The following is a 21,849-nucleotide window of genomic DNA, read 5'->3' as shown; positions in this document are numbered from 1 at the left end:
CTTATTTCCCCCCATCCTCATAGTGGACCCAGTATTTGCTGCTGCCGAACACAAGCAAGGTAAATATACCGATCAGCAGCACCAGTACCCAGGCCATCGCCGAGGCATAACCCATCTGAAAGAAGGAGAAGCCTTTCTTATACAGGTATAGCGAATACATGAGCGTTGAGTTTACCGGCCCGCCGCTGCCGTTACTGATAATGAAAGCCTGCGTGAAGGACTGAAAGGCCGTAATCGTCTGCATAATGACATTAAAGAAAATGACAGGAGAGAGAACCGGCAGTGTTATGTGAAGGAATTGTCCGATTTTACCCGCACCATCCACCGAAGATGCATCATAATACTCCGGGGGAACCTGCTTCAGTCCCGACAGGAAAATAATCATCGACGAACCGAACTGCCAGACAGATAAGAGAACAATAGAATACAGTGAATATTTCGGATTGGAGACCCAGTCCGGTGCATGGATGCCGATCATCGCCAGCAGCTGGTTGAGCAGGCCGTCCCCACCGAGCATCTTACGCCAAAGCATGGCGATGGCTACACTGCCGCCCAGCAAAGTAGGGATGTAATACACTGTACGGTAAATACCCAGCCCGCGGATGCCTTTATTAAGGAGCAGGGCTACTGCCAGTGCAAATATCAGTTTAAGCGGTACCGATACGAATACGAAAATAAACGTTACCTTAAGGGATTGCGTAAATAGCGGATCAGACGTGAACATCGTGACGAAGTTATCCGCACCGATCCATCTGGAGCTTTCGAGGATACTGTAGTCGGTAAAAGAATAATAAAGTGAAGCAGCCATCGGCCCCAGCGTTAGACAGACCAGTCCAATCAGCCAAGGTGCCAGGAACAATAGAGCGATGCCGTTCTGATTATACTTAGCGCCTGATCTCCGGCGTATCGTTCTGGTTTGCCGTTTAACTGGTAATAGCTCTGTACCCAATGTGGTTTCCCTCGCTCCCTTGCGGGAGAGACGGCACCGTAGCCTCAACGGGCCTAGCGCCGCCTCCCTCACCTATTGTGTTTTTGATAATATCTGATTTGCACCTGAGATAAATTGCTCGGTTACCTGCTCTATACTGCCTTGACCGAAGGCAATCTGTTCACTGGCGCTTTTGAAATTTTTGTCGATTTCCGAGAACCCCTGCGGGTAAGGTGGATCAATGTTGCTGGAGTGCTGGGATACGAGATCGATAAAGTCAAAGACCAGCTGTTCTGATTCTGTCAGATTAGACTTCAGCTGCTCGCGGATGCCGGAATTGACAGGTACGCCGCGCTCAGAGCCCAGAATGGCAGTTGCATCAGGATCATTAACCATGAAGTCAATCAGCATGGCCACTTCTTTCGGATGTTTGGTTTTGGCATTACCGGAGATGAATTGGCCCGGCTTCAGATATTCGCCGATTTGCTTTTCGTTCTCGCTGTGCGGAATAACCTGCATCTTCAGCTTATCTGACTGGTTCTTTTGCACGTTGATATAGGTAAGCAGCTGGTTGGACCAGGCAAAGTCAAACGCGGATTGCCCTACAGAAAGCGGACGTGTCTCCAGTGCGTTGGTCATTGCTGCAGTTATCTCGGGCGTTGTAGCACCGCCGGATTCACGCAGATCCTTCCAGTAGTTGAACCAGTTCATGGTTACTTCCTGCGATGGCCCCAGTGCTTTGTCAGCGAACAGCCCCGTTCCATTTTGACGGACAAAGAATTCAAACATATTGGTTGTACCCGAAATATCAGGTGTGCCGTAATAGCCCTCGCCTTTCTTCTCGGCAATCTGGTTGGACAGGTCTGCAAAATCGGTCCAGGTCCATGATTCTTCCGGTTCCGCAATACCCAGCTCCTGCAGCACGGAAGCGTTGTAGATTACACCGGCAGCGTTGAGTCCAAGGGTAATGGCATACAGCTTGCCGTCGATACTGCCGGCTTCGAGCATGCTGCTTTCATGCTGTTCTGTCCGCAGGGTACCGTCTTCTGTGTATGGCCCCAGATCAAGCAGTGTGCCGCGCTTGGCGTAGTCAGACAGGAAAGCGTAGTCCATTTGGATAATATCCGGTGCATTTGAGCCTGCCACCTGGGTGGACAGCTTGTCGAAATAGCCGTCCCAGCCGGAATACTCCGGCTTAATTTTGATATTCGGATGTTTCTCCTCAAACAGTGCAATCATTTTGGTTGTCAGATCATGCCGGGTTTGTGAGCCCCACCAGGTCATGCGCAGCTCAATCGTCTTCGCTGTAGCATCACTTCCCGCCGTTGCTGCGGTACCTTCAGTTGATTGTCCGCCCGAATTCCCTCCGCCGGACGAGCATGCGGCTGTAGCAATCAGCAATACCGAACTTAAAGCCAGAAATATCCCCTTTTTTCCGTTGATCTTCATCTGCTGCCTCCTTCAATTTTCTCTGTCCTGCCCGCAGCATAAGGCTTACCGGTAAGCTTATGCTGCGTTCCATTTCGAAAGTAAGCGATTACAAAAGTAATTATACTTGTCCTTCCACTTAGGGTACATCTATAAAAGTAAGGCCTTTCATTAAATAAGTAAGCAACCTGTGCTGGTTCCTTGCATACAAAAAACCGCCGGAATCCTCCGGCGGCCTGTACTGCTATATAGCTTGTACTTCATCTGCTTAACTCAGTTCTGTTCCCTTCGTTTCTTTACCAAGCACCAGAACTGCAAGAGCCCCGATAACTATGGTTACGAAGAACAGCATAAAAATCGCACTGATGCTGACATCCTTCCCTACCATTACCCCTACCAGCAGCGGGGCAATAATGCCGCCGATCCGCCCGAAGGAGGTGGCCAGCCCAACGCCGGTCGAACGGGCTGCTGTCGGATACAGCTCAGGACTGTAGGCGTACATGCCACCCCAGGCGCCCAGATTGAAGAAGGACAGGCAGATCCCTGCAGCCATCAGCATACCTTCCGTTGTGGCGTTGCCGAACCAGGCGGCACTGACAGCGGTCAGTAGGAGATAGATAACGAGTACAAATTTGCGGCCGAACTTCTCAATAAAGTATGCGGCGGTGAAATAGCCGGGCAGCTGGGCCAGCGTCATAATCAGCACGTACTCAAAGCTCTTGACCAGGCTGAAGCCCTTCAGCACCATAACTGTAGGAAGCCAGAGAAACATTCCATAGTAGGAGAATACAACCGTAAACCAGAGAATCCACAGCATGATTGTCGAACGGCGGTATTCGGGTGACCAGACCGCTGCGATCCGCTTTCTGAGCGGGACAGGAGCCTGCTTCTTCATCTCTTTGAACCGCGGGGAATCATCAATGGCCTTGCGCAAATACAATGCATACAGCGCCGGAACCGCGCCTATGGCAAAAGCGACCCGCCAGCCGTAGTCCGGGATGATGAAGAAAGCGATTAAAGCTGAAGCAATCCAGCCGACTGCCCAAAAGCTCTCCAGCAGAACGACAGCCCGTCCCCTCTCAGCGGCAGGCATGCTCTCAGACACCAGCGTCGAGGCTACCGGCAATTCACCGCCCAGCCCGAAGCCAGCAATGAACCTCAGCACGCACAGAATGGCGAACCCTGTTGCGAATGCAGACAAGCCGCTTGCTGCCGAGAAGATTACAAGCGTCCACAGCAGAACTGATTTGCGTCCGAAACGGTCAGCCAGCAATCCGGCCGCCGCCGCACCCACCGCCATTCCGACGGAATTTATACTGGTTAACAGCCCGATCTGCTCCGGACCCAGCTGCCATTCCTTGGCCAGCGCCGCTACGACAAAGGATATCATGCCGACATCCATCGCATCGAACATCCAGCTTAAGCCTGCGCTCAGCAGCAGCTTGCGCTGCTTACGATTGCGCAATAGCGTCATTTGACCCATCTTTCCAAGCACCTCTTCCTGACTCCGGCTATGCGGTGCACCCGGAACCATTATATACTCCTACACATTCTAAATTTGCACGGGTCAAAAATCAAGGAATAAAGCGGCATTGCAGTATTGTCTTGCCAGCGACTGAAAATAACAGGTCTGTACAGAAATTGCCGCTATCATCAGCATGTTGCGCACTGCATCCTTCTCTGAAGGGTTAAGGTGCGTAAGCTTGTCCATCATTTTCTCCATCGCACCCTTAAGCGTACTGTCGGTCTTCCAGGAATATTGCTTGCTGGCGCTGCGCTCGGCAATCCCCTGCGCCTGCAGCACAGGACTCCGCTTCATATCCTCGATAAGCTCTGCATAACCGAAATACAGCTCGGCCGGCTCAACCAGATCATCATCATCACGTTCAGGCGCCAGAAACAGGATACGGAACAGCTGGCGTATGCTTTCAAAGTCCAGGGCTGATTTGAGATCATCTATTATAAATAGAAGAGCAGCCTGATTAACAGAGTATTTCCTGCCCAGCCGGGGTGAGCCGAGGTATTCCTTGAAATCGCGCTTGACCCAGTTCTGCATAGCGGTGGCTGACAGGGTGGAATATTCAATCCGCTGGCCCAGGGCCGCAATATCAGCGAGTGACAAACCGTTAATTTTTGTACCTTTAATCATTTTCTGCATAATCGGCGGGATATCAGTGGACAAAAAGGCAGTGAGTGACATCCCCCTACGCACTTCCTCCTGATGAAACTTCGCCCATGCATCCTGCAGGATGCTCAGTGTATTGCGATCACTTTTTTCCGTCAGGGACAGCAGGAGTGCAGACATTTCCTTACGGCTTAATGAGAAAGCTTGCATTGATGGCATCCCTCCGCCATTTGATTTTTTAACTGAAAGTTCGTACAATGAGTTCATATGAACTCATAATATGAGTATAACCTATTTTATTGACGAGAGGGATGGTAAAGATTTTATGGGTATAGGACTTAGTTTGACGTTGGTGGCTATTTTGATTGTTTTAACCGCTTTTTTTGTAGCAACGGAATTTGCAGTGGTACGGCTTAGAGGCAGCCAGGTAAGCCAGATGGTGCTCGACGGCAAGAAGAATGCTTTGGCTGTGCAGCGTGTAGCGGCTAACCTCGACGGTTATCTCTCCGCCTGTCAGCTCGGGATTACCATTACAGCACTCGGGATCGGGGCACTTGCCGAACCGGCCTTTGAGCAGCTGATCCTGCCGCTCTTTGATCTGGCAGACGTCAGTCACAGTGTAAGTGAGCCCATCGCATTCGCACTGGCCTTTATCATCGCCACATTCCTGCACGTTGTCGTTGGTGAGCTTGCTCCTAAGACGGCGGCAATCAACATTCCGGAAAAAATCGGTCAATTTACCTCACCGCTGATCATTTGGTTCTACAGAATTCTTTACCCCTTAATCTGGCTGATGAACGGCTCGGCCAATATGCTGGTCCGCTTGTTCGGGATGAAACCGGCCAGTGAGCACGGAGATGCGCACTCTGAAGAAGAGATTCGCCTGATCCTCTCCGAGAGCTATGAGAACGGGAAGATTAACAAGGCTGAGTACGGTTACGTGAACCGGATCTTTAATTTTGACGAGATGCTGGCAAAGGAAATTATGGTGCCGCGTACCGACATGATCTGCCTGTTTACCGAGAATAGCCTTCAGGAGAATTTTGAGATTATCCGCAGAGAGCAATACACCCGCTTCCCGGTGGCGGACGGCAGTAAAGATAATATTATCGGGATGATTAACACGAAGCAGCTGTATCTGCAATATGACAATAATAATGCTGATTTTGATTTCAAAAAACTGATCCAGCCGCTTCTGACTGTATCTGAGGTAACCCCGGTTAAGACTCTTCTGACCCGTATGCAGGTGGAACGTGTACATATAGCCCTTCTGCTGGATGAATACGGCGGTACTTCCGGCCTTATCACGATTGAAGATATTCTGGAAGAGATAGTCGGCGAGATCCGTGACGAGTTCGACGGAGACGAGAGCAAAAATGTCGAGCAGCTGGATGATTCCCGTTACCTGTTCGACGGCAAGGTATCTCTAATGGAGCTTAAGCAGCGGGCCGGCATTGATCTTCATGATGATGAAGTAACCACCATCGGCGGCTGGCTGTACAGTCACATGGCGGAACCTGCCATCGGCAAAAGTATGGAACATGAGCATATTACATTGACTGTACGTGAGATGAACAAGAACCGGATACGCAAAGTCGAAGTGTTTATCGGCGAGAAGGATGCAGATGGACAGCCAGCGGAATAATACTCATATACAATAGCAAGAGGCGCTCCTGTGACGGGAGCGCCTTAATTTATTTCTAACAGCTATGCCAGGATTTTACCCATGTAATACTCGTCTACCCATTCACCGTCTATGTATAAGGACTTCTTCTTCAGTCCTTCAATCTCAAAGCCGCATTTCTTATAAAGTGCGATTCCCCGTTCATTATGTACCATAACCGTCAGCTCGAGCCGCACAAGCCCTTTAGCACGCGCCCGGTTCTCCATCTCCCTGAACAGCCCGCTGCCGATTCCAAGGCCCTGAAAAGCTTTCCTGATACCGATAACAATGTAGGCGCTGTGTCTGATCCGCTTTAATCCTTCGCCTTGGAGTGAAATATAGCCGGCCAGCTCACCAGCCACTTCAGCACAGATTAGAACGGAATTAGCTGACTTCCCGGCTGCCTCTATCATTTCCTTGACTTGCTGCACATTTGTCTGCCGTTCATCCGGCTCCAGCAGCATAAATGCTGTCTCCTCATCCAAGGAGTGCTGCAGGCTGAGCAGGCTGCCGGCATCCTCCGGAACAAGCTCTCTGTATAATATGTTCATGAGTAATCCTCCTTTTCATCCAAAATATCCTATTCCAAACTTATTGATTCGATCTCAATCCGCCAGTTTCCTTCCCCTTAGTGACCAGCAGCAACTTATGCTATAATCTTGAAGGATAATTACAAGACTTCGGGGGATTGATGGTTTGGCTAATATATCACTTGGGCATTTAAAACTGACACCGCCCAAAATACTGTCACTTGGCTTCATAGCGCTGATTGCAATCGGCACACTGCTGCTCTGCTTACCGGCCGCTTCAACCAGTGGACAGATTTCTTTTATCGATGCCTTATTCATGGCTACCTCCGCAACCTGTGTAACCGGTCTTGCGGTAATTGATACAGGGACTCAGCTGACTGTGTTCGGCCAGATCGTCCTGCTGGTGCTTTTCCAGTTCGGCGGACTTGGCTTTGTTACCATGGCCACCTTGATTACGCTCGTCCTGAACAAAAAAATCTCACTTAAGGAACGCCTTCTGCTGCAGGAATCGATGAATCAGAGCTCGATGCAGGGTATTGTAAAGCTGATCCGCCGGGTACTTATCTACTCTCTGGTAATTCAGCTCATTGGAGCCTTCCTCTTTACTGTCAGATTCCTCATGGATATGCCTGCCGGGAAGGCCGTTTATTATGGACTCTTCCATAGTGTCTCGATCTTCAACAATGCAGGCTTTGACCTGTTCGGCGATCTTCACGGGCCGTTCAGCGGGCTTACGCGTTATGCGGAGGACCCGATTGTCAATATCACCTCCATGCTGCTGATTTTTCTTGGCGGAATCGGCTTCATTGTCTTATCGGACATTGTCGACTTTCCGAAGCGCAAGCGGCTGACCTTGCATTCCAAAGTCGTGCTCGCTGCCTCGGCAGCGCTGATTCTAATCGGTGCGGTAATCTTTTTCTGGCTGGAGCTGAATCAGACGCTTAAGCCGCTGCATGCCGGCGGCAAAATCATGGCGTCCTTCCTGCAGGCCATAACACCGCGCTCCGGCGGGGTGACCACCATTGATATTCCGCTGCTGCGCGAATCCACCCAGTTTATGATGATCCTGCTCATGTTCATCGGTGCAGCTCCGGGTTCAACCGGGGGCGGGATCAAAATCACCACCTTTGCCATCCTGGTCGTCACCGCCTACAGCAAAATCAGAGGCAAAGAGGACATCGTCATGTTCCGGCACCGGATTTCCAAGGACAATGTCTATCGGGCCATTACGATGACGCTTCTCTCCCTGATGCTTATCGTTATAGCTACCATGCTGCTGTCTGTCACGGAAAGTGCTGACTTCCTGACCGTCCTGTTCGAGGCCGTATCCGCCTTCGGTACCTCCGGTATTACGATGGGCTTGACACCTGAGCTGACCACCCCGGGTAAAATTCTGGTCATCATCCTGATGTTTGTCGGCCGTACCGGCCCGCTAACGCTGGCGTATGCAATTAAGCCCAAGAAGAACAAAGAGCTCTTCCGTTACCCGGAGGGGAATATTACGATCGGATAACAAAATGCGACCCTTAGCAGGCAGCTAATGCCCTAAGCGGTCGCATTTTTGGATTATTCTACAGGTTCCTCCTGGGTGTCCAGAGCGGCATCCAGCAGCTGGTTAAAGAAATCATCATCATTCTCCAGCAGCCCGTCCACCTCAAGGAACTGCTCCTCACTGCCCGGTTCACCGGCAAAGCTGAGGCTGTAATCCCATTCACTACCTCTTTTACTGAAGAAAGTAATCTCATATGGAGAAGTATGCTGCTCTACGGTGAACACGGTTCTCCCGATAAAGCTTCTGTCCTCCTCGCGTTTCAGCTCTGCCTTAACAATTTCCACGTTCATGCCTGTTTCCTGCCTTTCCTCTGATCAATCTCACATCCATAGTATAGCATTTATATACATCAAAATCCTTCCCTTTACGACGCAATTGACTTTTTTCATCCGGCGGTTAATAATTTAGTACAATGCTTTACAGAAGTAAAAATAGAATAAATATGGAGGAAAACCAATGACTGATTTTGCAGCAAAGCTCAGCAAGTATGCAGACCTCGCCGTAGAAATCGGAGTTAACGTCCAGCCGGGCCAGACTCTGGTCGTTAATGCACCGGTTGCCGGAGCCGAATTTGTCCGTCTGATTACAGCCAAAGCCTACCGCCTCGGAGCAAGCCTGGTCAAAGTAAACTGGAGTGATGAGTTTGTTACCCGCCAGCAGTTCGAGCACGCCGCCCCTGAGGTGTTCACCAAGCCGCCTACCTGGTTTGCCGGTGAAGTAACGGAATTTGCCGAGAACGGCGCAGCCTTCCTGAATGTAATCGCAGAGAACCCGGATGCCCTGAAGGGTATTGATCCCGAGCGGATAGCAGGCTTCCAGAAGACACGGGGAGCTGCACTTAAAAAATACCGGGAGCTGCAGATGTCTGATAAAGTCAGCTGGAGCATCGTTGCGATCCCGTCGCAGGCTTGGGCGGATAAGGTATTCCCTGATGTTCCGGCTGAGGAGCGCGTAGATAAGCTGTGGGAAGCAATCTTCCATACCGTACGCCTGGACCGCGAAGATCCTGTTGCCGCCTGGCAGGAGCACCTTGATAACCTGGAGCAGAAGGCAGATGTTCTTAACGCCAAGAAATACAAAAGCTTGCATTACATAGCACCGGGGACTGACCTTACAATTGAGCTGCCAAAAGGCCATTTGTGGGCACAGGGTGACAGCATTAACGCCAAAGGCCATTCTTTTGTCGCCAATATGCCGACTGAGGAGGTCTTTACAGCACCGCTGAAAACCGGAGTCAACGGAACGGTCAGAGCCACCAAGCCGCTCAGCTACGGCGGCAATATTATCGAAGGCTTCTCCATTACCTTTGAGAACGGCCGTATTATCAGCGTCAGCGCAGAGACAGGCCAGGATTCACTGGAGTATCTGATCGGACTCGACGAAGGCGCCAAGTATCTGGGCGAGGTTGCGCTTGTGCCGCATAAGTCTCCTATCTCTGAATCGAATATCCTTTATTTCAACACCTTGTTTGACGAAAATGCCTCCAATCACCTTGCGATTGGCACAGCCTACGCTTTCTGTCTGGAAGGCGGCAAAGAAATGACTGAGGATGAGCTGGTTGCAAACGGCCTTAACACCAGTGTTACCCATGTTGACTTCATGATCGGCTCAGCCGAGATGGACATCTATGGAATCCATGAAGACGGCTCACAGGAACCTGTCTTCCTGCAGGGAAACTGGGCATTCTAAAATATACAGACACATTTGAGGGGAGCTGGACCAATGCTGGATTTCAAGCAAAAACTGGAGAACTATGCACTGCTCGCGGTAAAAGTCGGAGTCAATATCCAACAGGGACAAATCTTGGTTATCAATGCAGATATCGAGTCTGCGGAATTGGTCCGCCTGATTGTGCGGCAGGCCTATGAAGCAGGAGCTAAGCAGGTCAAGGTGAATTACAGTGATGAGCTGGTAACACGGACACGTTATGAGCTTGCTCCGGCCGAAAGCTTTTTGGAGCCGCCTAAGTGGCATGCGGATGAATTGGAGGATTTGGGTAAAAAGGGTGCTGCTTTCTTAAACGTGGTCTCCACTAACCCGGATCTGCTGAACGGTATCGAAGCCAGCCGGATTGCTGACAATCAGCGTACAGCCGGCACTGCAATGGCTCCTTATCGTGAAATGCTGATGTCCAACCAGATCAGCTGGAGCATCGTGGCCTACCCGTCCCCTACGTGGGCAGCAAAAGTATTTCCGGATGCCCCGGCTGAGGAGCAGGTAGGACTTCTCTGGGATGCAATTTTCAAGGCGGTCCGTGCTGATCATGAAAACCCGGTTGAAGCCTGGACCAAGCATCTTGACGGCTTGAAGCAGCGCTGTGATATCCTGAATGAGCGTAAATACCGCAAGCTGCATTATACAGCTCCGGGTACAGATCTGACCCTCGAGCTTCCGGAAGGACACATCTGGTGTCAAGCCGGTGCGGTTAACGGGCGCGGTGTACCTTTTCTCGCCAACATTCCGACGGAAGAGGTCTTCACCGCTCCGCTCAAGACAGGCGCGAACGGAACCGTCAGCAGCACCAAGCCGCTCAGCTACAGCGGTAATATTATCGACCGCTTTACTCTGACCCTGGAGAATGGTAAAGTGACAGATTTCACTGCAGAAGTGGGCTATGATGCTCTGGCTTCACTGCTAGCTATGGACGAAGGCGCGGCATACTTTGGTGAAGTCGCGCTTGTTCCTTACCATTCACCGATCTCCGAGAGCGGTATTCTTTACTTCACAACCCTGTATGATGAAAATGCTTCCTGTCACCTGGCACTAGGCGCAGCATACGCCTTCACCCTGCAGGACGGCATTAATATGACCAAGGAACAGCTTGCCGGGCATGGGATGAATCATAGTCTCACGCATGTGGACTTTATGATGGGCTCAGCAGAGATGAATATTGACGGGATCACTGATGACGGTAAGACAGAACCTATTTTCCGCTCAGGAAACTGGGCATAAGGCCAGAATCACCTGGTTGCCTGCGAGATAATAGCAAGCCCCCTGCTGTGCTCAATGAGTTCAGCAGGGGGCTATTTGCTTAAATTTTAACTTTCGTTTTATTTTCGTTCACAATATCGTTGAATTTTATTCACAAATATGCCACAATACAATTAAGGATTGTATTTCCATATATGATCCATGAATATTGGGAGGGAGCACTATGAAAGAATCGATGTCCCCGGAACAGGAGCAGCCCGAAACCGGGCGACCTAAGCTTCAGCCCCCGACGGATGCAAGCATCGTAGCCTCCAACGCAATCAAATACACAGCCTACATCATGCTTCTATTCGGTTTCCTTTATTTTCTGATTGCCTACCTGGCACCCATGCTGTAAGGCTGATTTATTATATACACCTTCAAGTAAGCGCTTACCGGGATGTTCTGCAGGCCGTTTCCGGCCCGTGGGACATCCCCCGTTTTTTTATAGAGACAATACTTTATTGATCCAGGCCTGAGCCTCATTCGTCCACCGGGCTTCCATAGCCGCTTGCAGCCATTCTGCGGCTTCTTCACGCGATCCCCCGAAGCTAGGCAGGTTATTCTCCTTCATCCAGCGGGCGGCCGTCTCAAAGGACGTACTGTTCCAGCCGTTCACCTCACCCTCTGTATTCAACCGGGCTTTGACCCCTGAAATAACAATGTCTGCTGTGCCCTGCAGCTCGTTCAGCGCGTTATCAAAAGCCGTCTTCTTCTCTTTGGCCTTCATCTCCGCCAGCGAACGCAGCTCCCGCGTCTCAATCCCTTCATTATCGCGGATGATCTGCAGCAGCTGTACAGCCTCTCTGCTGGCCAGCCCGTTGTTGTACCGCTCTTCCAGCTCCATTGAGCTCCCTACCGCCTTTACAAAGGCCGGAAACCACTCCCGCGAGACTAGTACTGCCTTCTTGCGGATGAACTTGCCGTAGCCCGCCAGCCCTTCCCCGGGGAATCTGGCCCGCCAGGCCCAAGGATCAAGCTCTGAGCCGGTATGCCAGTTCTCGGCCTTGGTCAGCCTGTTCAGCGACGGATGTCCGGGGATCAGCTGGGCCAGCGGCAGTATTCCCAGTCTGTTCACCACTTCAGTCATTTCTTCATAGGTGGTTACAATACCTTGCTCGTCCATTCTGAACATCTCTCCCTTAGGATTAATTATCAATCGTCTATTCATTTGCTGCTTAATCACCGGTCCTCATACAGCCGATTCCGGCAATATAAGCATCGATTAACCGGATCAGGCTCTCCTCCAGGTCCAGCGGCATCCCGAAGCCGCCCTTGTTCCTGAGAGCAGCGAAGCCGTGCAGAATGCTTCTTAACCCCCGGACTGCATGCAGCTCGCCTGACTTGCCCAGCTCATAGCCGGACAATACACTGATGATTAGCTGCAGGGGCTTTGCGCCTGCTTCCTCAAGGCCGGCATTCCCCTCTTCCGGAGCCTGCAGCGTCGTTTCGTAGAGGCCGGGGCGCTGCTGTGCGAACTTTACATAGGCTCTGCTGATGGCGTGGACAGCTTCTCCTCCGCTGACCCCTTTTATTGCGGCTGACATGTCAGCATACAGCAGCTGCAGTCCGTGTGTTGCCAGCAAAATGCGCAGCTCCTTAAGCCCGTTAACATGATTATACAAGGAAGGAGATCGGACGCCCAGCTTGGCCGCAAGCAAAGCCAGAGTCACCCCTTCCATACCATGCTCATCAGCGAGCTCCGCTGCGGCAAGTACCAGTGTTTGTGTATCCAATCCGGCTCTGGGCGACATTTAGCTTCCTGCCTTTCTTAGCGTCTGTTCTGATCTACGGATAGCTTGTTTCATTGCCTCCATAGGTTCTTTAAGCAAATTGCCATGGCCTACGGCCAGTACCGCCGGTGACAGCTCAATAAGCTTAATGGCGCTTGCCAGCGCCAGCTCTTTGTTCCAGGTAGCCATGGCCGGAAAAGGGAACAGCGGAACCACTGTGCCTGATACAGCTGTCCTGTGGAAAGCCTGAAAGGCATCACCGGCGATTATTGCCCTGGTGCGTGTATCTATAAAGGACATCGAGCCCGGAGTATGGCCCGGTGTGCTGATAGCCTGCAGTGAGCCGATAAGATCCCCTTCCTGCAATACAACATCAGGTCTGGTCTTCAGCTTCTTTGGCACTGATCCCTTAATCGGCATCCGGGGCTCACCCGCCCGCAGAGAACGGTCCCCCCTTAAAAGGGCAGCATCGCGTTCGGAGATGTATACCTTCGCTGCAGGAAGCCGTCTCTTCAGCTCATCCAATGCCCCCACATGGTCGCCGTGGGCATGAGTAAGAACGATCCTTGTAACCGGTTTGTTCAGCTTGGCAGCAGCGCTAATAATACCTTTTACACTAAACGGCAGCGCTGCATCAATCAGGGTCAGCTCATTCTCTTCAACAACAAGATAACAATTCACAGGAAAAAAATCCGGAAGCCAGGTAAGCTGTACCAAGTTCCCAATCTGAGTAGTTCTCATATCGTTCCTCCCTAAAACTAATGATATTAGTTATAATATAAACTAATACCATTAGTTTTACAAGTGAAAAAAGAAGCAACCCTAAGGATGCTTCCCTTCATGCCTAACCGGACTCAGCCGAAGCGGCCCATAATGTATTCCTGGGTCATCTGGTTCTCCGGATTGCTGAATACCTTCTCAGTCTTGTCATATTCCACAAGCGAACCAAGATAGAAGTAAGCCGTGTAATCCGAAATACGCGCTGCCTGCTGCATATTGTGTGTAACGATAACAATGCGCAGCTCTTCTTTCAGCTCCTTGATCAGCTCCTCCACCTTACCTGTCGATACAGGGTCAAGTGCGGAAGCAGGCTCATCGAGCAGGAGGATTTGCGGGTTAACCGACAAGGCACGGGCGATGCAGAGGCGCTGCTGCTGGCCGCCTGACAGGGCGAGTGCAGAATCTTTCAGCCGGTCCTTGACTTCATCCCACAGGGCGGCGCGGCGCAGGCTGCTCTCAACGATCTCATCCAGTGCAGCCTTGCCTTTGATGCCATGATACTTTGGACCAAAGGCAATATTGTCATAAATGGATTTGTAGAACGGGTTCGGCTTCTGCCAGACCATTCCGATCTTCTGGCGCAGCTTGATAACATCTGTCCCCTGAGCGTTAATATCCACTCCGTCGATCCAGATGCTGCCTTTGGTTGTTGAGCCGGAAATATCGTCATTCATCCGGTTCAGTGAACGGAGAAAGGTTGATTTACCGCAGCCTGAGGGACCAATCAGCGCCGTAACTGTATTCTGGGCAAAAGGCAGGCTAATTCCCTTAACCGCTTCGTAAGTCCCGTAAAAAATGCTAAGATTCTCTGTTTGAAATGATTCGCGTACCGCTGCCGCTGTTCCCATCTCTTACTCCTCCTGTTTGTCTCTAATAAATACCTGCTAGTTTATTCTTTTGGATGCTGTCAGCTTGCGGTAGATAAGTCTGCCGAAGTACCGGGCCAGCAGGTTGAACAGCAACACTGTAATTACGAGCACCGCCGAGGCGCCGGCTGCAATTTGAATCGCATCAGGTGCAAGGCCCTCACTGTTGATTTTCCAGATATGAACCGCCAGCGTCTCTGCCGGACGGAACGGGTTCAGCGGAGAATTAGCATGCAGCGGATTCCAGTCTGAGAAATTCAGACGCGGGCTGCTCATTCCCGCTGTGAACATCAGGGCCGCCGCTTCACCAAATACACGTCCTGCGGATAAAATGGTTCCGGTAATGATTGTAGGCAAGGCTACCGGAAGCAGCACTGAGGTTACAATCTTCCACTTGGATAAACCGAGAGCGAATCCGGCTTCCTTCTGGGCTTTTGGTACAGTGCGGAAGGCCTGCTCTGTAATACGTACCATCAGCGGCAGATTGAAGAATGTAAGGGCTATAGCACCTGAAATCAATGAGAATCCGAGTTCGAAATAGTTCACGATCAGCAAGAGGCCGAACAGGCCGACAATGATCGAAGGGAAGGATGACAGTACTTCCACAATCAGACGGATGAAGTTCGTAAGCTTGCCGGGACGGGCATATTCCGCCATGAAGATACCGGCGCCAAGGCCGAGCGGAACGGTAATGAGCAGGGTCAGTACGAGCAGGTAGAGCGAGTTAAAGAGCTGCGGCCCTACCCCGCCGCCTGCGCGGATTTTTTGCGGTGCCGAGGTTAAGAAATCCCAGCTGATATGATTGAGTCCCCGTACCAGGATGTATCCCAAAAGGCCAATCAGGATGGCTACAATAAGCAATGCGAAAAAGACGATGAAGGTAGTGGCGATTTTGTCTGCTGTTTTCGGCTTCAAATCTTATTTCTCCTTTCGAGCATTCTTACGAGGAGGACGAATACAAACGTCATCAGCATAAGAACCAGCGCCATACTCCACAGCGCGTTATTTAACGTCGAACCCAATGTTGTGTTCCCCATACTGAGCGTAATGACACTCGTCAGCGTGGAGGCCGATTCAAAGAGTGAACGCGGCACGAAAGGCGCATTACCGATAACCATCTGGACAGCCAGCGCTTCACCGAATGCGCGGGCCATCCCCAGTACTACCCCGGTCATGATGGCCGGCATTGTAGTCGGGAGAATGACCCGGGAGATCGTCTGCCAGCGGGTGGCACCAAGCGCAAATGAAGATTCTTTCAAATTTTGCGGCAAAGAAGCAAGCGCATCTGCAGCCACGCTTGTTATCGTCGGAAGGATCATGACCGACAGCACAAGCGCGCCTGCAGCAACCCCGATGCCCTGGCCGGGAAACGTATCCCGAAGGAACGGAACAATAACACTGAGGCCTACAAAGCCGTATACAACGGATGGAATACCGGAGAGCAGCTCAATAACCGGCTGCAGCAGCTTTTTCCCCCACCCCGGAACAATTTCAGTCATGAACAGTGCTGCACAGATACTCAGCGGGCTAGCAATCAACGCCGCGAGCAGTGTTACCAGGAATGAACCGGAGATGAAGGGCAGCGCCCCGAATGAAGGTGTATCTGCCTCAGGCGCCCATTTTGTTCCAAAGAGGAAATCCGACAAGCTTACTCTGCCGCTGATAAAATTGGCTAAACCTTTGGACGCTACGAAATAGACCATTGAAACAATGATCACGATCAGAAGCAGCACGCAAAAGGACATATAAATACGTCCAACCAAGTCCTCAATATGATGTTTTTCGATCTTTTTTTTGTTTGTTTTTCCCCGCAAGATGCTCCCTCTTTCTAAAGTGAAAAGAGAGGCAGAAGAATTCCGCCTCTAATTCACATGAAGTTCTACTGGATAATATCCTGTGTTAAGCCTGGTTTATTTCGCTGTTACGTTACCTTCTACATCACGGGAAACCTGCATTGCAGAAGCAGGAATGTATCCCAGCTCAACAACATCACCGTTCTGTACTTCATCAGTCAGCATGTAATCAAGGAATGCTTTTACAACTTCATTAGGTTCACCGTTAGTGTACATGTGCTGGTATGCCCATACCGGATAATCACCGCTCACTACGTTGTCTACGGAAGGCTCAACGCCGTCATAGTTAATAGTCTTAATAGTGTCATCGAGGTAGGACAATGCAAGGTAACCGATTGCTCCCGGTGTTTCGCCGATCATCTTCTTAACAGTACCGGAGGAATCCTCTTGTACGGAACCTTGAAGGTCTTCTGTCTTCGTTCCGAGTGCGAATGCTTCAAAGGTAGCACGTGTACCGGAGCTGCTTGGACGGTTGATGATCTGAATCGCCTGGTCGGTACCGCCAACTTCGCTCCAGTTAGTGATTTTACCGGTGAAAATATCAACCAGCTGCTGTTTGGTCAAGCTGTCAACACCTGCATCCGGGTTAGATACTGCTGCGATTGCAACAACCGCTACCTGATGGTCTACGAGTGCTTCCGCTTTTGCAGCATCGGCATCCTTCAATTTCTCTTCTGCGAATACGTCAGAGTTACCGATATCTACCTGGCCTTCAGAAACCTGAGTAAGACCGGTACCGCTGCCGCCGCCTTGAACCTGAATATCAACGCCGCTGTTAGCATCCATGAAGCTTTCAGCTGCCAGTTCAACCAATGGTTGTAATGCTGTAGAACCTGAAGCCAGGATCGATCCGCTTAAGTCTGCACCGCTGCTGCTCTCTGTAGGTGTGTTTGTCGCAGCTGCGTTGTTGCCCCCGTTATTAGTTGCCGCATTGTTGCTGTTACCGCATGCCGAAAGTGCTACTACGCTTGTTAGTGCCAGAGCCATGATCCACGATTTTCTGAATTGCATTGATTTTGTTCCTCCTAAAGTTTGTGTTTTAGTGCACCATTGAATCTGCTTCTACAAAACTCACTTTGGAAGCTTCCTCTATGTTGTCTCTCCGCTTTACTCTTCTTATTCTAGAACCCGTTCGTTAGATAAAAGTCTGCGTTTTGTAAAGCGAAAGATAAAAATACTAATAGAAAATGTATATTGTTATAGATATAATCTATATTAGATAGATAAAGTAACATCTGTTCACCATTTAAGCGGAGGAAAGTCATGAATATAACTAAACTGCAAATCGTCGTCCTGATTGAAAAATATAAGAAAGTTACAGATGTAGCCGCCGAGCTCGGCCTAAAGCAGCCCACGGTTTCCTTCCATATGAAAAGCCTGGAGACGGAGCTCGGAACCTCCCTGTTCCAATACCGCAGCGGACGTGTTCTCTTGACGGATGCCGGCCGGGCGCTTTACCAGTATGCTGTGCGGATTGTGTCGCTTGCGGTGGAAGCTGAACGGAGTCTAAAGCAGTTCTCGTCCCTTTCATCCGGTAATCTGGAGCTGGAAGCTTCCTATATACCTGGTACATATACTTTGCCAAAAATACTGTCCCGATTCATCCACCTTCACCCGGGAATCGATGTCACTCTGAACGTACACAATGACGCTTCGCTCAGGGAGCGGCTGCGCAGCCGGGATATTCAGCTCGCGGTGCTTCATATGACGGATAATGATAATGAAGCCTTTCAGACACAGGACATCGCCCCGGATGAGACGGTGCTCATTTTTGCTCCCGAACATCCCCTATCCCAAGAATCAGAGCTGACTCCAGAGCTTGTAGCGCTTGAGCCGTGGATTCAGCACGAACAAGCCACTTATCTGGCTAATGCTGCTGACAGCTGGGCACAGGCCAATGCTGTACGGCTATGGAATCATGCTATTGTAAACTCCCCTGAAGCCTATAAAGGGATGGTCATGGAGGGCGGAACGGTTGGTATATTCGCCAAAGCAGGCATCGAAACCGAGCTGGCTCTGGGCAGGCTGCGTTGTTCCCCCTTGCCCGGCATAGTGCCGCCAGCAGCCCGCTTTGCTTACGCCTGGCGCAAGGATCACGCATTAACGCCGCTGCAGCAGGCTTTCATCGATATGGCCGCAGAAATAAATCACCAGATTAATAATTAACTCTATTAAGTATATAAATAATAAAAACGGACTGTCCCTTCAGCTTTTACAAAAAGCACTAAAGGTACAGTCCGTTTATTTATGTCTATCTCTTTTCGGCCACCAGAGTAAAGGTTTTGGGGATGCCTTTGTCATACACATCGGAGGACAGGTTCGGCTCCTCCGCCAGCTCGCAGATGACAAGCCCGCTGCGTGCCGCTGCCGTCACCAGCTCGCCAAGTGTCCAGCGCCGCCAGTATACGACACTTTGCTTCAATTCGCTTCCGGGAATATGGGCGGAAGCCGGAAGGTATTTGGAGTAGGAGACCCTCTTCTCCTCCAGTGAAGTATCGAAATAATCACCGTCCACCTTATGCTTGCGCACCTTCGCGGTGGAGCCTTTTGAGGATATCAGCTTGGTTGTAACGGGGTGAAAATCACGCAGGACGAACCGTCCTCCGGAAGTAAGCAGCCGGCAGACCGTGTCCATGAACGGTGCAAGGTCGGTGAAATAATGGATAATGCCCATCTCGGCAAATACAATATCGTAAGAACCGTCCAGTATCTCTTCCGGCAGCTTTAGAACATCTGACACGATATAATCGAGACCGACTCCGGCTGCTTCTGCCAGCTCTGCCGCATACCTTGCATTGGCTTCAGAGAAATCAGCCACACTTACATCTGCACCCAGCAGAGCGAGTGCAACACCCTTCATCCCGTTGGAACCCATGAGATTCATAATCTTCTTGCCCTGAACTTCCCCCAGATAAGGATGGAGCGGAAACAATCTGCCCTGCGGGTCTTTGTTCAGCTTGGCAGCCGCTTCTGCCGGTGTCCCGAACCTGCCCGTCCAGGCAGCATAAGTATCCTCGTTCCATGTCTCTTCACTAGACGGGACCACAGCCTGCTGTTCCTGTCCTTCATTCAAATTCTGTTCATTCATTATATTAAGTACCCCTTTATGTAATTAATCTGAAGCTTGTCTGAATACTCTTATGATGCGGATGGCAGCGGCTCAGCAATTTGTGCTGCTTTTTTACGGCCGGCATACAGATAGACAGCCAGTCCGCTCATGACAAGGAGTCCGCCTGTCCACTGCAGGCCGTTGAGCTTCTCACCAAGCAGCAGGAAGGCCAGAATACTGGCACCGACAGGCTCACCGAGAATGTTCATGGAGACTGTCGTAGCTGATACGTACTGCAGCAGCCAATTGAACAGGATATGACCGAATACGGTCGGCACAATCGCCAGAAGTACAAAGATGCCCCACTCCTTCGGCGGATAGTCAAAGAACGGGATTCCGGCTACCAGATTGTACACGGCAAAAACAACGGAAGCAGAGATGAATACAATCAGGCTGTACAAATAAGAAGGCATACGGGAGACCAGACGCTGGCCAACCATCATATGCACGGAGACCGCGATTGTGCCGCCAACCGACAGCAGGTCACCTTTTATATTATCTGCTGACAGCCCGATGTCGCCCCAGCCGATGAAGACCGTTCCGAATATTGCAATCCCCAGGCCCAGAATCGCTGATTTGGTGCTTCTTTCCTTATACAGCACATACGAACCGATCATAATGAATACCGGCTCCAGCGCCATAATCATTGTTGAACTTGCTACAGAGGTGAACTTAAGCGAGCCCATCCACAGCAGGAAATGCAGCGCCAGCATGACTCCGGAGAACCCGAGCAGGAGCCAGTCTTTCTTCTTAAGCGCGAAGGCAGCTCCGCTGTATGGCCGGACAAAGGGCAGCATCAGCAGTGAGGTGAACAGCAGGCGGTACATGCCCTGTATGGAAGCAGGGGCAGAGGACCATTTTATAAAAATAGCAGAGAATGAGATGGCTACAATTCCGATCAGCATGAGCAGCGGAACCGGAACCGGCGGTTTTTTGAAATTCACAGAGCAGCTTCCTTTCAGATATAAAGAGCATAAATCAAACCTAACTTAGAGCTTATATCCTGGTTACCCTTTCAGTCAACCAAAAAACCCGCCGGATGATCCGGCAGGCTGTCTCTGCTCACTCGATGTGCCTGCTATGGCTTCAGTATAACCTTGATACAGTCCTCTTCCTTCTCCCCAAACACCTTATAGGCATGATCTCCCTGGCTGATAGGAAGACGGTGGGTGATAATATCCGTAGGATCGAACTTGCCTTCCTTGATCATCTGATACAGGAGCGGCATGTAATGGATAACCGGCGCCTGGCCCATTTTGAGGCTTACATTGCGCTCAAACAGATGACCCAGCGGGAACATGTTATAGTTAAGGCCATAGACACCGATAAGCTGAATCGTACCAAACTTGCGTACTACCTCCGATGCAATCCGGAATGCGCCGAGTGAGCCTCCCTGGAGCATCAGAGCGGTCTCTACCTTTTCTACCACTGTCTTCTTGGCATCAAGGCCTACACAGTCAATAACCACATCTGCACCGCCGTGCGTAATCTCCTTAAGATGGACCTCTATGTCCTTGATCTTTTCAAAATTAAAAATCTCGACATTGTTGGTCCGTCTGGCATGCTCCAGCCGGTATGGCACATGATCAACAGCAATAACCCGCGAAGCGCCCTTCATCCAGGCAAACTTCTGTGTCAGCAGGCCGACCGGACCACAGCCCAGTACAATTACCGTATCTCCGGGTTTGACTTCTGCATGCTCAACGCCCCACCAGGCAGTCGGTACAATGTCAGACAGGAAAAGCAGCTTTTCATCCTCCATCTCCGCATCCTCCGGAACCACAAACGGCCCGAAGTTACCATAAGGCACACGAAGCAGCTCTGCCTGCCCTCCGGCAAATCCGCCATACGAATCGGAATAACCGAGCATCCCGCCGGTATCCTTGGCATCGTTAGCGTGATCGCACTGGCTCTCCATCTCATGTTGGCAGAAATAACAGTGTCCGCAGGCAACATTGAACGGAATAATAACGCGGTCCCCTTTTTTGACTTTGGTTATATCCGGCCCGACATCCTCAACAATCCCCATCGGCTCATGCCCGATGACATAATCATCATGCATGCCGGGAATTGCCCCATTGTAAATATGCAGATCCGAACCGCAAATGGCTGTAGAAGTTACCCGGATTAGTATATCATCCTTTTTCTCCAGCTTGGCATCAGCAACTTCTTTCACTTCCACTTTCTTCTTTCCCTGATAAGTAACAGCTTTCATGATGAGGATCACTCCTTCGAAAGTAGGGTTACAAACAAAGTCTATTATGTTATAACCCTAAAATCCTGCAGATTATCCCCGGTCCAGAAAGTTAGTC

The 21,849-nt window shown here is 50.6% G+C and carries 22 protein-coding genes; 6 read left to right on the top strand and 16 right to left on the bottom strand.

The features are described 5' to 3' along the window. Position 1 precedes the first annotated feature (1 nt). The 4 genes from BN3772_RS08595 to BN3772_RS08580 form a co-directional block, all read right to left on the bottom strand. Entirely contained in the window at positions 2-907 is a 906-nt protein-coding gene (locus BN3772_RS08595; protein ID WP_042198982.1) for a carbohydrate ABC transporter permease, read from the bottom strand. A 114-nt stretch (positions 908-1,021) separates the two neighbouring features. Next, entirely contained in the window at positions 1,022-2,377 is a 1,356-nt protein-coding gene (locus BN3772_RS08590; RefSeq protein ID WP_042198741.1) for an ABC transporter substrate-binding protein, read from the bottom strand. Positions 2,378-2,624: 247 nt separating this feature from the next. Further along, positions 2,625-3,839, bottom strand: a complete 1,215-nt coding sequence (locus tag BN3772_RS08585) for an MFS transporter (RefSeq protein ID WP_042182772.1) — start codon at positions 3,837-3,839, stop codon at positions 2,625-2,627. An 84-nt stretch (positions 3,840-3,923) separates the two neighbouring features. After that, positions 3,924-4,691 carry a DUF1836 domain-containing protein gene (locus BN3772_RS08580; RefSeq protein ID WP_042198739.1) on the bottom strand — a complete coding sequence of 256 codons (768 nt, stop codon included), beginning with the start codon at positions 4,689-4,691 and terminating at the stop codon, positions 3,924-3,926. A 115-nt stretch (positions 4,692-4,806) separates the two neighbouring features. Between BN3772_RS08580 and BN3772_RS08575 the strand changes: the two genes are divergently transcribed. Next, positions 4,807-6,126 carry a hemolysin family protein gene (locus BN3772_RS08575; RefSeq protein WP_086074464.1) on the top strand — a complete coding sequence of 440 codons (1,320 nt, stop codon included), beginning with the start codon at positions 4,807-4,809 and terminating at the stop codon, positions 6,124-6,126. A 62-nt stretch (positions 6,127-6,188) separates the two neighbouring features. Here the strand turns inward: BN3772_RS08575 and BN3772_RS08570 are convergent, their stop codons facing one another. Continuing rightward, positions 6,189-6,695: a GNAT family N-acetyltransferase gene (locus tag BN3772_RS08570; RefSeq protein ID WP_042198737.1), complete on the bottom strand. Its 507-nt coding sequence runs from the start codon at positions 6,693-6,695 to the stop codon at positions 6,189-6,191. A 145-nt stretch (positions 6,696-6,840) separates the two neighbouring features. Here BN3772_RS08570 and BN3772_RS08565 point away from each other — a divergent pair, with 145 nt between their 5' ends. Next, entirely contained in the window at positions 6,841-8,187 is a 1,347-nt protein-coding gene (locus tag BN3772_RS08565; protein WP_042198734.1) for a TrkH family potassium uptake protein, read from the top strand. 53 nt (positions 8,188-8,240) lie between these two features. Here BN3772_RS08565 and BN3772_RS08560 read toward each other — a convergent pair whose 3' ends face one another. Further along, the gene (locus BN3772_RS08560; protein ID WP_042177157.1) at positions 8,241-8,516 is read right to left on the bottom strand and encodes a hypothetical protein; all 276 of its coding nucleotides are present in this window, start codon (positions 8,514-8,516) and stop codon (positions 8,241-8,243) included. Positions 8,517-8,682: 166 nt separating this feature from the next. Here BN3772_RS08560 and BN3772_RS08555 point away from each other — a divergent pair, with 166 nt between their 5' ends. From BN3772_RS08555 to BN3772_RS30565, 3 genes are all read left to right on the top strand, one after another. Further along, entirely contained in the window at positions 8,683-9,915 is a 1,233-nt protein-coding gene (locus BN3772_RS08555) for an aminopeptidase (protein ID WP_042198732.1), read from the top strand. A 33-nt stretch (positions 9,916-9,948) separates the two neighbouring features. Further along, a complete protein-coding gene (locus tag BN3772_RS08550) occupies positions 9,949-11,178 on the top strand; it encodes an aminopeptidase (RefSeq protein ID WP_042198729.1) in 1,230 nt (409 codons plus the stop codon). Between the two features lie 202 nt (positions 11,179-11,380). Beyond that, positions 11,381-11,554, top strand: coding sequence for a hypothetical protein (locus tag BN3772_RS30565; RefSeq protein ID WP_156123824.1), 174 nt, complete (start codon positions 11,381-11,383; stop codon positions 11,552-11,554). A gap of 87 nt (positions 11,555-11,641) precedes the next feature. On the opposite strand, the gene BN3772_RS08545 is transcribed toward BN3772_RS30565, so the two are convergent. From BN3772_RS08545 to BN3772_RS08515, 7 genes are all read right to left on the bottom strand, one after another. Further along, complete coding sequence (locus BN3772_RS08545) at positions 11,642-12,322, bottom strand: AlkZ-related protein (RefSeq protein ID WP_042198726.1); 681 nt, start codon at positions 12,320-12,322, stop codon at positions 11,642-11,644. A gap of 52 nt (positions 12,323-12,374) precedes the next feature. Continuing rightward, complete coding sequence (locus BN3772_RS08540; protein ID WP_042198723.1) at positions 12,375-12,950, bottom strand: TetR/AcrR family transcriptional regulator; 576 nt, start codon at positions 12,948-12,950, stop codon at positions 12,375-12,377. Further along, complete coding sequence (locus BN3772_RS08535) at positions 12,951-13,670, bottom strand: MBL fold metallo-hydrolase (protein WP_042198720.1); 720 nt, start codon at positions 13,668-13,670, stop codon at positions 12,951-12,953. 113 nt (positions 13,671-13,783) lie between these two features. Next, positions 13,784-14,557 (bottom strand): phosphate ABC transporter ATP-binding protein PstB, encoded by a 774-nt coding sequence (gene pstB, locus BN3772_RS08530; protein ID WP_042177166.1) that lies wholly within the window; start codon positions 14,555-14,557, stop codon positions 13,784-13,786. Between the two features lie 36 nt (positions 14,558-14,593). Further along, on the bottom strand, positions 14,594-15,490 hold the full coding sequence (pstA, locus tag BN3772_RS08525) for a phosphate ABC transporter permease PstA (protein WP_042198718.1): 897 nt from the start codon (positions 15,488-15,490) through the stop codon (positions 14,594-14,596). Further along, positions 15,487-16,389 carry a phosphate ABC transporter permease subunit PstC gene (pstC, locus tag BN3772_RS08520; RefSeq protein ID WP_209443631.1) on the bottom strand — a complete coding sequence of 301 codons (903 nt, stop codon included), beginning with the start codon at positions 16,387-16,389 and terminating at the stop codon, positions 15,487-15,489. The genes pstA and pstC overlap by 4 nt, the downstream gene beginning before the upstream one ends. 96 nt (positions 16,390-16,485) lie before the next feature. Then, positions 16,486-17,439, bottom strand: a complete 954-nt coding sequence (locus BN3772_RS08515) for a phosphate ABC transporter substrate-binding protein PstS family protein (protein ID WP_042198712.1) — start codon at positions 17,437-17,439, stop codon at positions 16,486-16,488. Positions 17,440-17,691: 252 nt separating this feature from the next. On the opposite strand from BN3772_RS08515, the gene BN3772_RS08510 reads away from it, so the two are divergent. Beyond that, positions 17,692-18,594 (top strand): LysR family transcriptional regulator, encoded by a 903-nt coding sequence (locus tag BN3772_RS08510; protein WP_042198710.1) that lies wholly within the window; start codon positions 17,692-17,694, stop codon positions 18,592-18,594. 85 nt (positions 18,595-18,679) lie between these two features. Here BN3772_RS08510 and BN3772_RS08505 read toward each other — a convergent pair whose 3' ends face one another. The 3 genes from BN3772_RS08505 to BN3772_RS08495 all read right to left on the bottom strand — a co-directional run bounded on the left by BN3772_RS08505 (position 18,680) and on the right by BN3772_RS08495 (position 21,752). After that, the gene (locus tag BN3772_RS08505; protein WP_042198708.1) at positions 18,680-19,516 is read right to left on the bottom strand and encodes a class I SAM-dependent methyltransferase; all 837 of its coding nucleotides are present in this window, start codon (positions 19,514-19,516) and stop codon (positions 18,680-18,682) included. A 50-nt stretch (positions 19,517-19,566) separates the two neighbouring features. Beyond that, a complete protein-coding gene (locus BN3772_RS08500; RefSeq protein WP_209443630.1) occupies positions 19,567-20,481 on the bottom strand; it encodes a DMT family transporter in 915 nt (304 codons plus the stop codon). 134 nt (positions 20,482-20,615) lie between these two features. After that, a complete protein-coding gene (locus BN3772_RS08495) occupies positions 20,616-21,752 on the bottom strand; it encodes a zinc-dependent alcohol dehydrogenase (protein ID WP_042198706.1) in 1,137 nt (378 codons plus the stop codon). Positions 21,753-21,849: the final 97 nt, after the last annotated feature.

Origin of the sequence: Paenibacillus camerounensis (genome assembly GCF_000723885.1) — a bacterium.
Lineage (GTDB): Bacteria > Bacillota > Bacilli > Paenibacillales > Paenibacillaceae > Paenibacillus_AQ > Paenibacillus_AQ camerounensis.
Note: the sequence above shows the minus strand (reverse complement) of the source record. Positions and strands in the feature narration are given on the sequence as shown.

Excerpts from the sequence above, each read along its gene's own strand:
- BN3772_RS08540 (WP_042198723.1), bottom strand. The coding sequence starts at position 12,950 with ATGTCGCCCAGAGCCGGATTGGATACACAAACACTGGTACTTGCCGCA.
- pstB (WP_042177166.1), bottom strand. The coding sequence starts at position 14,557 with ATGGGAACAGCGGCAGCGGTACGCGAATCATTTCAAACAGAGAATCTT.
- BN3772_RS30565 (WP_156123824.1), top strand. The coding sequence starts at position 11,381 with ATGAAAGAATCGATGTCCCCGGAACAGGAGCAGCCCGAAACCGGGCGA.
- BN3772_RS08505 (WP_042198708.1), bottom strand. The coding sequence starts at position 19,516 with ATGAATGAACAGAATTTGAATGAAGGACAGGAACAGCAGGCTGTGGTC.
- BN3772_RS08550 (WP_042198729.1), top strand. The coding sequence starts at position 9,949 with ATGCTGGATTTCAAGCAAAAACTGGAGAACTATGCACTGCTCGCGGTA.
- BN3772_RS08590 (WP_042198741.1), bottom strand. The coding sequence starts at position 2,377 with ATGAAGATCAACGGAAAAAAGGGGATATTTCTGGCTTTAAGTTCGGTA.
- BN3772_RS08580 (WP_042198739.1), bottom strand. The coding sequence starts at position 4,691 with ATGCAAGCTTTCTCATTAAGCCGTAAGGAAATGTCTGCACTCCTGCTG.
- BN3772_RS08575 (WP_086074464.1), top strand. The coding sequence starts at position 4,807 with ATGGGTATAGGACTTAGTTTGACGTTGGTGGCTATTTTGATTGTTTTA.
- BN3772_RS08555 (WP_042198732.1), top strand. The coding sequence starts at position 8,683 with ATGACTGATTTTGCAGCAAAGCTCAGCAAGTATGCAGACCTCGCCGTA.
- BN3772_RS08560 (WP_042177157.1), bottom strand. The coding sequence starts at position 8,516 with ATGAACGTGGAAATTGTTAAGGCAGAGCTGAAACGCGAGGAGGACAGA.
- BN3772_RS08585 (WP_042182772.1), bottom strand. The coding sequence starts at position 3,839 with ATGGGTCAAATGACGCTATTGCGCAATCGTAAGCAGCGCAAGCTGCTG.
- BN3772_RS08570 (WP_042198737.1), bottom strand. The coding sequence starts at position 6,695 with ATGAACATATTATACAGAGAGCTTGTTCCGGAGGATGCCGGCAGCCTG.
- BN3772_RS08515 (WP_042198712.1), bottom strand. The coding sequence starts at position 17,439 with ATGCAATTCAGAAAATCGTGGATCATGGCTCTGGCACTAACAAGCGTA.
- BN3772_RS08545 (WP_042198726.1), bottom strand. The coding sequence starts at position 12,322 with ATGGACGAGCAAGGTATTGTAACCACCTATGAAGAAATGACTGAAGTG.
- BN3772_RS08510 (WP_042198710.1), top strand. The coding sequence starts at position 17,692 with ATGAATATAACTAAACTGCAAATCGTCGTCCTGATTGAAAAATATAAG.
- BN3772_RS08495 (WP_042198706.1), bottom strand. The coding sequence starts at position 21,752 with ATGAAAGCTGTTACTTATCAGGGAAAGAAGAAAGTGGAAGTGAAAGAA.
- BN3772_RS08535 (WP_042198720.1), bottom strand. The coding sequence starts at position 13,670 with ATGAGAACTACTCAGATTGGGAACTTGGTACAGCTTACCTGGCTTCCG.